Source organism: Mesorhizobium sp. WSM4850 (assembly GCF_055811735.1).
This window is the reverse complement of the sequence record NZ_JBVVPV010000013.1, coordinates 92,502-106,028: the sequence shown is the minus strand read 5'-3', so window position 1 is coordinate 106,028 and position 13,527 is coordinate 92,502. Positions and strand designations below refer to the sequence as shown.

Genomic DNA, 13,527 nt, shown 5'->3' with positions numbered 1-13,527 from the left:
TAATAAATATACGACTGATATATCAGATGGAGCACCCGCTATGTGGACCGGAGTTTTCCCCGCCGTCACGACCAAATTCACTGAGGACGACCGCCTCGACCATGCCGAGATGGAACGCTGCTTTGCGCTGCAGATGGAGGCTGGCTGCGACGGCATCATCGTCTGCGGCTCGCTCGGCGAGGGGCCGATGCTCTCGCATGACGAGAAGATCGACGTGCTGAAGACCGCGCAGAAGATCGCCGGCGGCAAGCCGGTTCTGCTGACTGTCAACGAACCCGGCACCCGCGAGGCGGCGGCGATCGCGCGCCGCGCCGCCAGAGAGGGCGCCAACGGGCTGATGGTGGTGCCGAGCCCGATCTATCACACCAATGCGGAGGAGACGGTTGCCGCACTGCGCGCCGTCGCCGAGGCCGGCGACCTGCCGGTGATGATCTACTCCAACCGGCTTGCCTACCGCGTCGACGTCACCGTCGATCAGATGGAGGAACTGGCGAAGGACAAGCGCTTCGTCGCCATCAAGGAATCCTCCGACGACATCCGCCGCTCGACCGAAATCATCAACCGCTTCGGCGACCGCTACGATTTGTTCACCGGCGTCGACAATCTGGCGTTCGAGGCGCTGTCGGTCGGCGCCATCGGCTGGGTGGCGGGGCTGGTCACCGCGTTCCCGCGCGAGACGGTCGCGATCTACCAATTGATGAAGCAGGGCCGCCGCGAGGAGGCGCTGACAATCTACCGCTGGTTCCGGCCGCTGCTCGACCTCGACGTGTCGACCTATCTGGTGCAGAACATCAAGCTCGCCGAAGTCCTGGCGATCAACACCAACGACCGCGTGCGCATGCCGCGCCAGCCGCTGTCGGGCGAGCGCCGCAAGATGGTCGAGAAGATCGTCCGGGATGCGCTGGCGGCGCGGCCGGAGCTGCCGAGGTTTTGAGGCAGGCTCTCTTCTCCCCGTTTACGGGGAGAAGATGGCGGCAGCCAGATGAGGGGCAGCGCCCACGTGCAAGGAATTTCCAAGTCGGCAAAAGCGGGGCGCCGCCCCTCATCCGCCCTTCGGGCACCTTCTCCCCGTGAACGGGGAGAAGGTGAGGACATCGCCATTATCGGCGCCGGCATCATCGGCATCTGTGTCGCCGCCTATCTGGCCGAGGCGGGGCGAAACGTCACGATCTTCGATCGGACGGGGATCTGCGAGGAAACGAGTTCCGGCAATGCCGCCGCCTTGGCCTTTTCCGATGTGCTGCCGCTGGCCCACAAGGGCATGATCAGGCACTTGCCGAAATGGCTTGCCGATCCGCTCGGCCCGCTCAGCATCCCGCCGGCCTATCTGCCGAAGCTGCTGCCCTGGCTTATCCGCTTCTGGCGCGCCGGACGAAGCGACCGCTACGCGGGCAGCCTCGCGGCGCAGGCCGGGATGATGCGGCTCGCCGAGGCCGAATGGGCCGGGCTGTTGGCGCGCTCGGGCACCGGAAATATGCTGCGCGAGGACGGCTCGCTCGAACTTTACGAGAGCGAGGCCGAGTTCAAGGCGTCGCTGCCCGGCTGGGCGGCGAGGCAACGGTTCGGCATCGGCTTCAGCCATGTCGAGGGCGATGCGCTCGCCGCCTTGCAGCCGGGCCTGTCGCCGCGTTTCGTCAAGGGCACTTTCGTGCCGGGATGGAAGACCGTTACGGATCCGAAATTATTTGGCAAAGCGATCTGGGCCTATGCCGAAACCAAGGGCGCGCGTTTCGAAAAGGCTCGGATCGACCACGTCGGGGCGGGACAGGACGGCGCGACATTGACGCTGGCCGACGGCACGGTGCGGCAGGCAAAATGCCTCGTCATCGCCGCCGGCGCCTGGTCGCATCTCCTGGCGAAACATATCGGCGACCGCATCCCGCTCGAGACCGAGCGCGGCTACAACACGACGCTGCCGAAGACCGCCTTCGACGTGAAGCGGCAACTGATCTTCTCCGGCCACGGCTTCGTCGTCACGCCGCTTGAAACCGGCGTGCGCGTCGGCGGCGCGGTCGAGCTCGGCGGCATTGAGCGGCCGCCCAACTACGTCCGCTCGAAAGCGCTGCTCGACAAGGCACAGAAATTCCTGCCGGGGCTTGACCCGGCCGGCGGCCGCGAATGGATGGGATTGCGGCCATCGCTGCCGGATTCGCTGCCGGTGATCGGTGGCGCCAGGCGGGCCGGCACGATAGTCTATGCCTTCGGCCACGGCCATCTCGGCCTCACCCAGGCGGCTGCCACCGGACGCCTGGTTCGCGATCTCATTCTCGGCCAAAATCCGGTGTTTGATCTGTCTCCGTTTTCTCCGAACCGCTTCTGACGGGATCTAGAAATGGCGCGCCACTCCTTCTTCTGCATCGAAGGTCACACCTGCGGCAATCCGGTGCGGCTGGTCGCCGGGGGCGGACCGCTGCTCAACGGCGCGACGATGATGGAGCGGCGCGCGCATTTCCTGGCCGAATATGACTGGATCCGAACAGGGCTGATGTTCGAGCCGCGCGGCCATGACGTGATGTCCGGCTCGATCCTCTATCCGCCGACGCGGCCCGATTGCGATATCGCCATCCTGTTCATCGAAACCTCGGGCTGCCTGCCAATGTGCGGTCACGGCACCATCGGCACGGTGACGATGGCCATCGAGCACGGGCTGGTCAAGCCGAAGACACCGGGCTTGCTCAGGCTGGACACGCCGGCCGGCCTGGTCACCGCCGAGTACAGGCAGGTCGGCGAATATGTCGAGGAGGTGCGCATCACCAACGTGCCGTCCTTCGTCCATGCGGAGGGTCTGACTGTCGAATGTCCGCAGCTCGGCGAGATCAGCGTCGATGTCGCCTATGGCGGCAATTTCTACGCCATCATCGAGCCGCAGAAGACCTATCGCGACATGGCCGACCACTCTGCCGGCGACCTCATCGCCTGGAGCCCGGTGGTGCGGCAGCGGCTCAACGAAAAATACGCCTTCGTGCATCCCGAGAATCCCGGCATCGGCCGGCTGTCGCACATACTGTGGACGGGTGCGCCGACCGACAGCCAGGCGGATGCACGCAACGCCGTCTTCTACGGCGACAAGGCGATCGACCGCTCGCCTTGCGGCACCGGCACCTCGGCGCGGATGGCGCAGCTTCACGCCAAGGGCAAGCTTGGGACCGGCGACGAATTCGTCCACGAATCGATCATCGGCTCGCTGTTCAAGGGCAGGGTCGAGAAGGAAGTCACGGTGGCGGGCAAGCCGGCGATCGTCCCCTCGATCGGCGGCTGGGCGCGCATGACCGGATTGAACACGATCTTCATCGACGATCGCGATCCGTTCGCGCACGGATTCGTCGTCAAATAGAGAGAGAATCCTAACGCAGGGGAATCGAACAGAATGCAAGGATCGATTGCCCAGACGGCGCAACGATCCCGCTCATCAACTTATTTTTACGGCGATTCCTTCGAAGCAGCGTGCATTTTGACGACGAATCGCCAAAGACATTGCGTTAGGCCAATGATAGGGTCGGCGATAGTCCAGAGGCCGGGAAGGGAAGAACGGGCAATCCGATTGCGTGCTTCAAAATCACGCATGCCGATTAAAGAATGACGTTGCAATCCGGGCTCGAAACTTTACGACTAGGGGAAATACGAAAAGGAATGCGTCTGCATGGGCGACATTCCAGGGGAGCCACGACAGCATGCAGTATTTTGTCCAGCAGCTTATCAATGGGCTGACGCTGGGATCGATCTATGGACTGATCGCGATCGGCTACACGATGGTCTACGGCATCATCGGCATGATCAATTTCGCCCATGGCGACATCTTCATGGTCGGCGCCTTCGCCGCCCTCATCGTCTTCCTCATCCTCGGCGCGATGTTCTATTCGGTGCCGGTGGTGATCGCGCTGCTGGTCATGATGATCGTCGCGATGCTGTTGACCAGCCTGTACAACTGGACGATCGAAAAGGTAGCCTACCGGCCGTTGCGCGGGTCGTTCCGGCTGGCGCCGCTGATCACCGCGATCGGCATGTCGATCGCGCTGTCGAACTTCGTCCAGGTGACGCAGGGGCCGCGCAACAAGCCGATCCCGCCGATGGTGTCCAAGGTCTATAATATCGAGGGCGTCAGCGTGTCGCTGAAGCAAATCGTCATCGTCATCGTCACCGCGCTGCTGTTGGCGCTGTTCTGGTACCTGGTCAACAAGACCTCGCTGGGTCGAGCCCAAAGGGCTTGCGAGCAGGACCGCAAGATGGCGGCGTTGCTCGGCATCGACGTCGACCGCACCATCTCGATCACCTTCGTCATGGGTGCGGCCCTCGCCGCCGTCGCCGGCACGCTGTTTCTGATGTATTATGGCGTTATCGCCTTCTCCGACGGTTTCACGCCGGGCGTGAAGGCGTTCACCGCGGCCGTGCTCGGCGGCATCGGCTCGTTGCCCGGCGCCGTGCTCGGCGGGCTCATGATCGGCTTCATCGAAAGCATGTGGTCGGCTTATTTCTCGATCGACTACAAGGACGTCGCGGCCTTTTCCATCCTGGCGATCGTGCTGATCTTCCTGCCTTCCGGCATTCTCGGCCGGCCAGAAGTCGAAAAGGTCTGAGTTCATGGCGGTCACCACGTCTCCGGAGCGCGACATCGTCGCCACTCCCATGCAGCGCGCTACCCGCGAAGCGCTTTATGCCGGCGCCATCGCGCTCGGCCTGTTCGTGCTGTTCATCGGCCTGAGGACCGATCAGAACATCTCCAACGAGCTGATCCTTGTACAGCGCTGGTGGCTTCTTGCAGTCGTGGTCGTGCTGACCATGGCCGGCCGTTTTCTCTATGTCGCCTACGGACAGCCTTTCCTGGCAAATCAGAAGATCGTCGACGTCGCCACCGGCCTGCTGCCGCAGAGCATGGCGGCGCGGTTCTTCCGCCTGCCGTATTTCATCGCTGCCATCGTCACAGTGGCCGTGCTGGTTTTCCTTGCCGGCTCCCTTGACGGATTGCTGGGGCCCGGCCTGGCCGGTTATGCACGGTTCCTGAGAGCGCTGGCGACCATCTACGCCCTCGCCTCGGTGATGTTTTATTTCCGAACCTTCATTCATGCCCATTTCTCGGCGTTGGGCATAACCGCACTGGCGCTCTACCCGATCATCGTTGTGCTGGTGCTTGCTGTGTATGGAGGATCGGTGGCCGCCGGGTTCCAGGGTTCTCTGAAATGGGTCGACAATTACGGCATTCAGATCCTGATCTATGTCATGCTGGCCTGGGGGCTGAACATCGTCGTTGGCCTCGCCGGCCTGCTCGACCTTGGTTATGTCGCCTTCTATGCAGTCGGCGCCTATGCCTATGCGCTGCTCGGCACGCAATACGGCCTGTCGTTCTGGATCCTGCTGCCTGCCGCCGGCGCCATGGCCGCCTTCTGGGGGGTGCTGCTCGGCTTTCCGGTGCTGCGCCTGCGCGGCGACTACCTGGCGATCGTGACGCTGGCCTTCGGCGAGATCATTCGTCTCGTGCTGATCAATTGGCGTGAGGTTACCAACGGCTCGGCCGGTATCTCCGGCATTCCCAAGGTCACGTTTTTCGGACTGATGTCGTTCAACGTCTCGGATCCGAACTATATCGCCAAGGTCTTGGACATCGCCACGTCGAGCGCCTATTACAAGATCTTCCTCTACTACCTGATCCTCGGGCTCTGCCTGCTCACCGCCTTCGTCACCATAAGGCTCAGGCGCATGCCCGTCGGCCGCGCCTGGGAAGCGCTGCGCGAGGACGAGATCGCCTGCCGCTCGCTCGGCATCAACACCACCACCACCAAGCTCACCGCCTTTGCCACCGGCGCCATGTTCGGCGGCTTCGCCGGCTCGTTCTTCGCCGCGCGGCAAGGTTTCGTCAGCCCCGAATCCTTCATCTTCCTGGAATCGGCCATCATCCTCGCCATCGTCGTGCTCGGCGGGATGGGTTCGCTGGTTGGCATCGCCGTCGCCGCCATGGTGATGATCGGTGGCACCGAGGTGCTGCGCGAACTCGATTTCCTGAAGCAGGTCTTCGGTCCCGACTTCACGCCGGAACTCTACCGCATGCTGCTGTTCGGCATGGCCATGGTCATCGTCATGCTGTGGAAGCCGCGCGGCTTCGTCGGCAGTCGTGAACCGACAGCCTTTCTCAAGGAGAGCAGGGCTGTATCCGGCTCCTTCACCAAGGAGGGCCACGGCTGATGAGCGATGCGAACCCATCCGTGAACGATGCCATCCTGCAGGTCGAACATCTGTCGATGAAGTTCGGCGGTCTGGTCGCCATCGGCGACCTGTCCTTCCAGGCCAGGCGCGGCGAGATCACCGCGCTGATCGGGCCGAACGGCGCCGGCAAGACAACCGTGTTCAACTGCATCACCGGCTTCTACAAGCCGTCTGAGGGCATGCTCACGCTCAACCGGCGCGACGGCTCGAGCTATCTGCTCGAACGGCTGCCGAACCATGAGATTCCGGCGCGAGCCAAGGTGGCGCGCACCTTCCAGAACATCCGCCTGTTTTCCGGCATGACGCTGCTGGAGAACCTGCTGGTGGCGCAGCACAACAAGCTGATGAAGGCGTCCGGCTACACTGTCCTCGGCCTGTTTGGCTTCAGCGGCTACCGGACGGCGTCGGCCGAGTCGATCGATCTCGCCAGGCACTGGCTGGAAAAGGCCGACCTCGTCGATCGAGCCGACGATCCGGCCGGCGACTTGCCCTACGGCGCGCAGCGGCGCCTGGAGATCGCGCGGGCCATGTGCACGGGTCCGGAACTGCTCTGCCTCGACGAACCGGCGGCAGGGCTCAATCCGAAGGAATCAATGGCGCTCAACGCGCTCCTTATGGACATCAAGGACAACACCGGCACCTCGATCCTGCTGATCGAGCACGACATGGCGGTAGTCATGCAGATTTCCGACCATGTCGTGGTGCTCGAATACGGGCGCAAGATCTCGGACGGCAGTCCGCATGCGGTGCGAACCGACCCGCGTGTCATCGCCGCCTATCTTGGGGTCGAAGACGAGGACGTCGAGACGGTGCTGATCGAGGTCGGCGACGAAGACGTCATCGAGCAACTCGACACCGGCCCGGATTCGACGCACGGTCCGGACTCGTCGTCCTCGTATTTCGCCGGGCCAGTGATCGACACCGTCGGACACAGTGAGGGCGAACGCGTCACGGTGTCGAAGGGCGCGTCGAAAGCCGGGCAGGTCGATGCAAGGCCGGGCGCGGCGGCAAGGCCCGCATCGCCGGCCGAAGCCGACGCGAAATCCTCCGCGGCAAAGCCGGACGCCAAGGCTCCGGCAAAGCCCAAGACACCGGGCGACTCCAACCGGGGCGGAGGGAATGAATGATGGCCGGCACAACGCTGCTCGACATCAAGGGCGTCCAGACCTACTACGGCAACATCAGGGCGCTGAACGGCGTCGATGTCACCGTCAAGCAGGGCGAGATCGTGGCGCTGATCGGCGCCAATGGCGCCGGCAAGTCGACGCTGATGATGACCATTTTTGGTGCTCCACGGGCGCGGGCCGGCACCATCACCTTCGCCGGCACCGACATCACCCAGTTGCCGACCCATGAGATCGCGCGCATGCGCATCGCCCAGTCTCCGGAGGGCCGGCGCATCTTCCCGCGCATGACGGTGATGGAAAACCTGCAGATGGGCGCCAGCCTCGACAACCTCAACCACTACGACGAGGACGTCGAGAAGGTGTTCACGCTGTTTCCACGCCTGAAGGAACGCATTGCCCAGCGCGGCGGCACGCTGTCGGGCGGCGAGCAGCAGATGCTTTCGATCGGACGTGCGCTGATGGCGCGGCCGAAACTGCTCTTGCTCGACGAGCCGTCGCTAGGCCTGGCGCCGCTGATCGTCAAGCAGATATTCGACGCCATCCGCGAGTTGAACCGCACGCAGGGGCTGACCGTGTTCCTGGTCGAGCAGAACGCCTTCGGCGCGCTGAAGCTCGCCACGCGCGGCTATGTCATGGTCAACGGCAACGTGACGATGAGCGGCACCGGCAAGGAGCTGCTCGCCGATCCGGACGTGCGCGCCGCCTATCTCGAAGGCGGCCATCACTGAGTTCAGGAGTCTTCATCATGCAGGGCATTCTCTATGAGGAACCCTCGGTCTGGCAGTTCTTCTTCGTCACCTGCCTGCTTGGCGGCTGGGCGGCGTGGATGACGGGCAAGGCCTGCGCCCAGACATGGCGCAGCGTTGTCCAATTGTTCGCCTATTTGCTCGGCCTCGGTATAGCCGTAAGGTTCATCCATCACGCGCTGTTCGGCGGCACGATGTTTTCGCTGCACTACTACATCGTCGACACCATCGTCCTGATGATATTGGGCTTCATCGGCTATCAATACACGCGCACCAACCAGATGGTGACACAGTATAGCTGGCTCTACGAAAGAGCATCGCTTTTGAGTTGGAAACCAAAAGGTTGACGTTCATCATTAACGCCTTTTCGCGGATGAATCGGCGTGACAAGTGCCTGAAAATCGGCAAAGTACGCTTTCTGCGAGTAAAGGTGGGCATCGCATGAAAGCATCATCCACGCCCACTCTGTAAATGGGAGCGTTTTACATGAGAAAATCACTTTTGTCCGCCGTCGCCCTGACCGCGCTCGTCGCGTTCAGCGGAAGCGCGTGGGCTGACGTCCTGATCGGAGTTGCCGGTCCGATCACCGGCCCGAATGCCGCCTTCGGCGCGCAGCTGCAGAAGGGCGCCGAACAGGCTGTCGCCGACATCAATGCGGCCGGCGGCATCAACGGCGAGCAGGTCAAGCTCACGGTCGGCGACGACGTCTCCGATCCGAAGCAGGGGATTTCGGTCGCCAACAAGTTCGTCGGCGACGGCGTCAAGTTCGTGGTCGGCCACTTCAACTCGGGCGTTTCGATCCCGGCATCGGAAGTCTACGCGGAGAACGGCATCCTCGAGATCACGCCGGCCGCGACCAACCCGCAGTTCACCGAGCGCGGCCTGTGGAACACGTTCCGTACCTGCGGACGCGACGACCAGCAGGGCAGCATCGCCGGCGCCTATCTCGCGGAGAACTTCAAGGATGCCAAGATCGCGGTCGTCCACGACAAGACGACCTATGGTCAGGGCCTTGCCGACGAGACCAAGAAGGCGATGAACGCTGCCGGCGTGACGGAAGTCATGTATGAAGGCGTAAATATCGGCGACAAGGACTTCTCGGCGTTGATCGCCAAGATGAAACAAGCCGGCGTTTCCATCATCTATTGGGGTGGTCTGCACACCGAAGCCGGACTGATCATCCGCCAGGTGGCTGACCAGGGCCTCGAGGCCACGCTGGTTTCCGGCGACGGCATCGTGTCGAACGAACTGGCCTCAATCGCCGGTGACGCGGTTGCGGGCACGCTGAACACGTTCGGCCCGGATCCGCGTCTGATCCCGGCGAACAAGGAACTGGTCGAGAAGTTCCGCGCGCAGGGCTTCGAGCCGGAGGCCTACACGCTTTATTCCTACGCCGCCATGCAGGCGATCGTGGGAGCCGCCAAAGCCGCCAAGTCGAACGATCCGATGGAAGTTGCCAAGGCTCTCAAGGCCAACGGCCCGTTCAAGACCGTGCTGGGCGATCTTTCCTACGACGAGAAGGGCGATCCGACGCTGCCTGGCTACGTCATGTACGAATGGAAGAAGGGCGACGACGGCAAATACACCTACGTCCAGAAGATGTAAGCCTGTCGACGACGACGACAATTCCGGAATGCCCGGCGCCTCGCGCCGGGCATTTTTCGTGTGTGCCGTTTTACCTTTCGTCGGAGCACCCTTTGCGCATTCGAGGGAACGCGCGGCGCTCTACCCAATGAGTGGATTTAAATCGGTTTAATCGTCGCCGCCCGATTTTGTTTGCGCTGCAGCATTTTCGCGTTAATCATGGCGCAGTCCCCCTTCCGTCAGCGTCCGGAGCCTTGTCCTTGGCAATCACGAAGATCCTTGTCGCCAACCGGTCCGAAATCGCCATCCGCGTCTTCCGCGCGGCCAACGAACTCGGCCTCAAAACCGTGGCGATCTGGGCCGAGGAGGACAAGTACTCGCTGCACCGCTTCAAGGCGGATGAAAGCTATCAGGTCGGGCGCGGGCCGCATCTGACCAGGGATATGGGGCCGATCGAAAGCTATCTGTCGATAGAGGAAGTGATCCGCGTCGCCAGGCTTTCCGGCGCCGATGCCATCCATCCGGGCTATGGGCTGTTGTCGGAAAGCCCTGAATTCGCCGAAGCCTGTGTCAAGGCCGGCATTATTTTCATTGGACCCAAGCCGGATACGATGCGCAGGCTCGGCAACAAGGTCGCCGCACGCAACCTGGCGATCGAGGTCGGCGTGCCGGTAATTCCCGCCACCGATCCCTTGCCGGACGACATCGAGACGGTGAAGGCGCTCGCCAGGACGATCGGCTATCCGGTGATGCTGAAGGCGTCGTGGGGCGGCGGCGGCCGCGGCATGCGCGCCATCCGCTCGGAAGCCGATCTCGCCCGCGAGGTGACGGAGGGCAAGCGCGAAGCGAAAGCTGCCTTCGGCAAGGACGAGGTCTATCTCGAAAAGCTGATCGAGCGCGCCCGCCATGTTGAGGTGCAGGTGCTGGGCGACACACACGGCAACGCCGTGCACCTGTTCGAGCGCGATTGCTCGATCCAGCGCCGCAACCAGAAGGTGGTCGAGCGCGCGCCGGCGCCCTATCTCGAAATGTCGCAGCGCGAAGAGCTTTGCGGCTACGCGCTCAAGATCGCGCGCGAGACGAGCTATATCGGCGCCGGCACGGTCGAGTTCCTGCAGGATGCCGACAGTGGCAAATTCTACTTCATCGAGGTGAATCCGCGCATCCAGGTCGAGCACACGGTCACCGAACAGGTGACCGGCATCGACATCGTCAAGGCGCAGATCCACATCCTCGATGGCTTTGCCATCGGCACGCCGGAATCGGGCGTGCCGGCGCAGAAGGATATCAGGCTCAACGGCCACGCGCTGCAGTGCCGCATCACCACGGAAGATCCCGAACATAATTTCATCCCCGACTATGGCCGCATCACCGCCTATCGCGGCGCCACCGGTTTCGGCATCCGCCTCGATGGCGGCACCGCTTATTCGGGCGCGGTCATCACCCGCTTCTACGATCCGCTGCTGGAGAAGGTGACGGCCTGGGCGCCGACGCCGGCCGAGACCATCGCCCGCATGAACCGGGCGCTGCGCGAGTTCCGTATTCGCGGGGTGGCGACCAACCTCACCTTCCTCGAGGCGATCATCAATCACCCGAGTTTCGCCGAAAATTCCTATACGACCAAGTTCATAGATACGACACCGGAACTGTTCGCGAGCGTGAAGCGGCAGGATCGCGCGACCAAGCTGCTCAACTACCTGGCCGATGTCAGCGTCAACGGTCATCCCGAAACCCGCGGCCGGCCGCAGCCGAAGGCCGATGCGGCGGCGCCCATGGTGCCCTATCTCAACGGCAATGTGCCCGATGGCAGCAAGCAGAAGCTCGACGCGCTTGGGCCGGAGAAATTCGCGGCCTGGATGCGCGCATGCAAAGAAGTGCTGGTCACCGACACGACGATGCGCGACGGACACCAATCCCTGCTGGCGACGCGCGTGCGCACCTATGACATCGCCGGCATTGCCGGCACCTATGCGCGCGCACTGCCGCAGCTTTTGTCGCTCGAATGCTGGGGCGGGGCGACCTTCGACGTCGCCATGCGCTTCCTCACCGAAGACCCGTGGGAGCGGCTGGCGCTGGTGCGCGAGGCAGCGCCCAATCTGTTATTGCAGATGCTTTTGCGCGGCGCCAACGGCGTTGGCTACACCAACTATCCGGACAATGTCGTCCAGCATTTCGTCAAACAGGCAGCAAGTGGCGGCGTCGACCTGTTCCGAGTCTTTGACTGTTTGAACTGGGTCGACAACATGCGCGTCGCCATGGACGCTGTCGGCGCCGAAGGCAAGCTGATCGAAGCAGCGATCTGCTACACCGGCGACATACTCGACCCGGCCCGAGCCAAGTACGACCTCAAATACTACGTCGCGCTGGCCAGGGAGTTGCAGGCGGCTGGCGCCCATATCATCGCGGTCAAGGACATGGCCGGGCTCTTGAAGCCGAACGCCGCCCGCGCTCTGTTCAAGGCGCTGCGCGAGGCGACCGACCTGCCGATCCACTTTCATACGCACGACACGTCAGGCCTGTCGGCGGCGACGGTGCTGGCGGCGGTGGACAGCGGTGTCGACGCCATCGATGCGGCGATGGATGCCCTGTCCGGCAACACCTCGCAGCCTTGCCTGGGCTCCATCGTCGAGGCGCTGAAGGGCACCGAGCGGGATCCGGGCCTCGACCCGCAATGGATCAGGAACATCTCGTTCTACTGGGAGGCGGTGCGCAACCAGTATGCTGCCTTCGAAAGCGACCTGAAGGGGCCGGCCTCGGAAGTCTATTTGCACGAAATGCCGGGTGGGCAGTTCACCAACCTCAAGGAGCAGGCGCGCTCACTCGGGCTGGAAACGCGCTGGCACGAAGTGGCGCAGACCTATCACGACGTCAATCTGATGTTCGGTGACATCGTCAAGGTGACGCCGTCGTCCAAGGTCGTCGGCGACATGGCGCTGATGATGGTGAGCCAGGACCTGACGGTTGCCGATGTCGAAAATCCGGCCAGGGATATCGCCTTCCCCGACTCGGTCGTGTCGATGCTGCGCGGCGACCTCGGCCAGTCGCCCGGCGGCTGGCCGGAGGCGCTGCAGAAGAAGGTGCTGAAAGGCGACAAACCGATCACCGTGCGGCCCGGTTCGCTGCTGAAAGCAGCCAATCTCAAGGCCAGCCGCAAGGAGATCGAGGACAAGCTCGAGCGCAAGCTCAGCGAGTTCGAATTCGCCTCGTGGCTGATGTACCCGAAGGTCTTCTCCGACTTTACCGCAGCGCAGGAAACTTATGGGCCGGTCAGCGTGCTGCCGACGCCGACCTATTTCTACGGCATGAAGCCGGAGGACGAGATCTTTGTCGACATCGAGAAGGGCAAGACGCTGGTGGTGCGCTGCCTGGCCATAGGCGATGTCGACGAGAAGGGCATGGTCACCGTGTTCTTCGAGCTCAACGGCCAGCCGCGCCGGGTCAAAGTGCCGGATCGGGCGCATGGCGCTTCCGCCGCCAAGGCGCGGCGCAAGGCTGAGCCGGGCAACGAGGCGCATGTCGGCGCACCGATGCCGGGCGTCGTCTCGGCGCTCGCGGTTGCCGCCGGCCAGGCGGTCAAGGCCGGCGACGTGCTTTTGTCCATCGAGGCGATGAAGATGGAGACGGCATTGCATGCCGAGCGCGACGGCACAATCGCCGAAGTGCTGGTCAAGGCCGGCGATCAGATCGACGCCAAGGATTTGCTGATCGCCTTCGGATAAGGTGCGTTGATATTCAGGTGATGCCGGCCTGCAAACGCCAGCTTCCTGCGCTTGCTTTCAGCGCCGCGCGCCCCCGGGCGCGCAAAGGACGCTGTAGTATTTGATTTGCGCATGATCCTTTCCGCAACTCGATTCCGATTTCGGGGATCATGCGCG

At 62.9% G+C, this 13,527-nt stretch carries 8 protein-coding genes and 2 pseudogenes; all 10 read left to right on the top strand.

Annotated elements, in window-relative coordinates; genetic code table 11:
- Positions 1-40: 40 nt before the first annotated feature.
- The 10 genes and pseudogenes from AC0L2Z_RS15385 to pyc all read left to right on the top strand — a co-directional run bounded on the left by AC0L2Z_RS15385 (position 41) and on the right by pyc (position 13,371).
- Positions 41-934 carry a dihydrodipicolinate synthase family protein gene (locus AC0L2Z_RS15385; RefSeq protein ID WP_128173579.1) on the top strand — a complete coding sequence of 298 codons (894 nt, stop codon included), beginning with the start codon at positions 41-43 and terminating at the stop codon, positions 932-934.
- A gap of 48 nt (positions 935-982) precedes the next feature.
- Positions 983-2,320, top strand: a complete 1,338-nt coding sequence (locus tag AC0L2Z_RS15380) for an NAD(P)/FAD-dependent oxidoreductase (protein ID WP_473628598.1) — start codon at positions 983-985, stop codon at positions 2,318-2,320.
- A gap of 12 nt (positions 2,321-2,332) precedes the next feature.
- The gene (locus tag AC0L2Z_RS15375) at positions 2,333-3,334 is read left to right on the top strand and encodes a 4-hydroxyproline epimerase (RefSeq protein WP_473628596.1); all 1,002 of its coding nucleotides are present in this window, start codon (positions 2,333-2,335) and stop codon (positions 3,332-3,334) included.
- A 337-nt stretch (positions 3,335-3,671) separates the two neighbouring features.
- A complete protein-coding gene (locus AC0L2Z_RS15370) occupies positions 3,672-4,574 on the top strand; it encodes a branched-chain amino acid ABC transporter permease (protein WP_023800038.1) in 903 nt (300 codons plus the stop codon).
- 106 nt (positions 4,575-4,680) lie between these two features.
- Positions 4,681-6,174, top strand: a pseudogene (gene livM / locus AC0L2Z_RS15365) (high-affinity branched-chain amino acid ABC transporter permease LivM); the annotation flags it as partial.
- A pseudogene (locus AC0L2Z_RS15360) lies at positions 6,174-7,304 on the top strand (ABC transporter ATP-binding protein); the annotation flags it as partial. The pseudogenes livM and AC0L2Z_RS15360, both read left to right, overlap by 1 nt.
- Positions 7,305-7,321: 17 nt before the next feature.
- Complete coding sequence (locus AC0L2Z_RS15355; RefSeq protein WP_287218932.1) at positions 7,322-8,050, top strand: ABC transporter ATP-binding protein; 729 nt, start codon at positions 7,322-7,324, stop codon at positions 8,048-8,050.
- Positions 8,051-8,067: 17 nt separating this feature from the next.
- Positions 8,068-8,415, top strand: coding sequence for a DUF6867 family protein (locus tag AC0L2Z_RS15350; protein WP_027152865.1), 348 nt, complete (start codon positions 8,068-8,070; stop codon positions 8,413-8,415).
- 139 nt (positions 8,416-8,554) lie between these two features.
- Complete coding sequence (locus AC0L2Z_RS15345) at positions 8,555-9,673, top strand: branched-chain amino acid ABC transporter substrate-binding protein (protein ID WP_473628594.1); 1,119 nt, start codon at positions 8,555-8,557, stop codon at positions 9,671-9,673.
- A 239-nt stretch (positions 9,674-9,912) separates the two neighbouring features.
- Complete coding sequence (gene pyc, locus AC0L2Z_RS15340; protein ID WP_287260526.1) at positions 9,913-13,371, top strand: pyruvate carboxylase; 3,459 nt, start codon at positions 9,913-9,915, stop codon at positions 13,369-13,371.
- Positions 13,372-13,527: the final 156 nt, after the last annotated feature.

Excerpts from the sequence above, each read along its gene's own strand:
- AC0L2Z_RS15385 (WP_128173579.1), top strand. The coding sequence starts at position 41 with ATGTGGACCGGAGTTTTCCCCGCCGTCACGACCAAATTCACTGAGGAC.
- AC0L2Z_RS15380 (WP_473628598.1), top strand. The coding sequence starts at position 983 with ATGAGGGGCAGCGCCCACGTGCAAGGAATTTCCAAGTCGGCAAAAGCG.
- AC0L2Z_RS15375 (WP_473628596.1), top strand. The coding sequence starts at position 2,333 with ATGGCGCGCCACTCCTTCTTCTGCATCGAAGGTCACACCTGCGGCAAT.
- AC0L2Z_RS15370 (WP_023800038.1), top strand. The coding sequence starts at position 3,672 with ATGCAGTATTTTGTCCAGCAGCTTATCAATGGGCTGACGCTGGGATCG.
- AC0L2Z_RS15355 (WP_287218932.1), top strand. The coding sequence starts at position 7,322 with ATGGCCGGCACAACGCTGCTCGACATCAAGGGCGTCCAGACCTACTAC.
- AC0L2Z_RS15350 (WP_027152865.1), top strand. The coding sequence starts at position 8,068 with ATGCAGGGCATTCTCTATGAGGAACCCTCGGTCTGGCAGTTCTTCTTC.
- AC0L2Z_RS15345 (WP_473628594.1), top strand. The coding sequence starts at position 8,555 with ATGAGAAAATCACTTTTGTCCGCCGTCGCCCTGACCGCGCTCGTCGCG.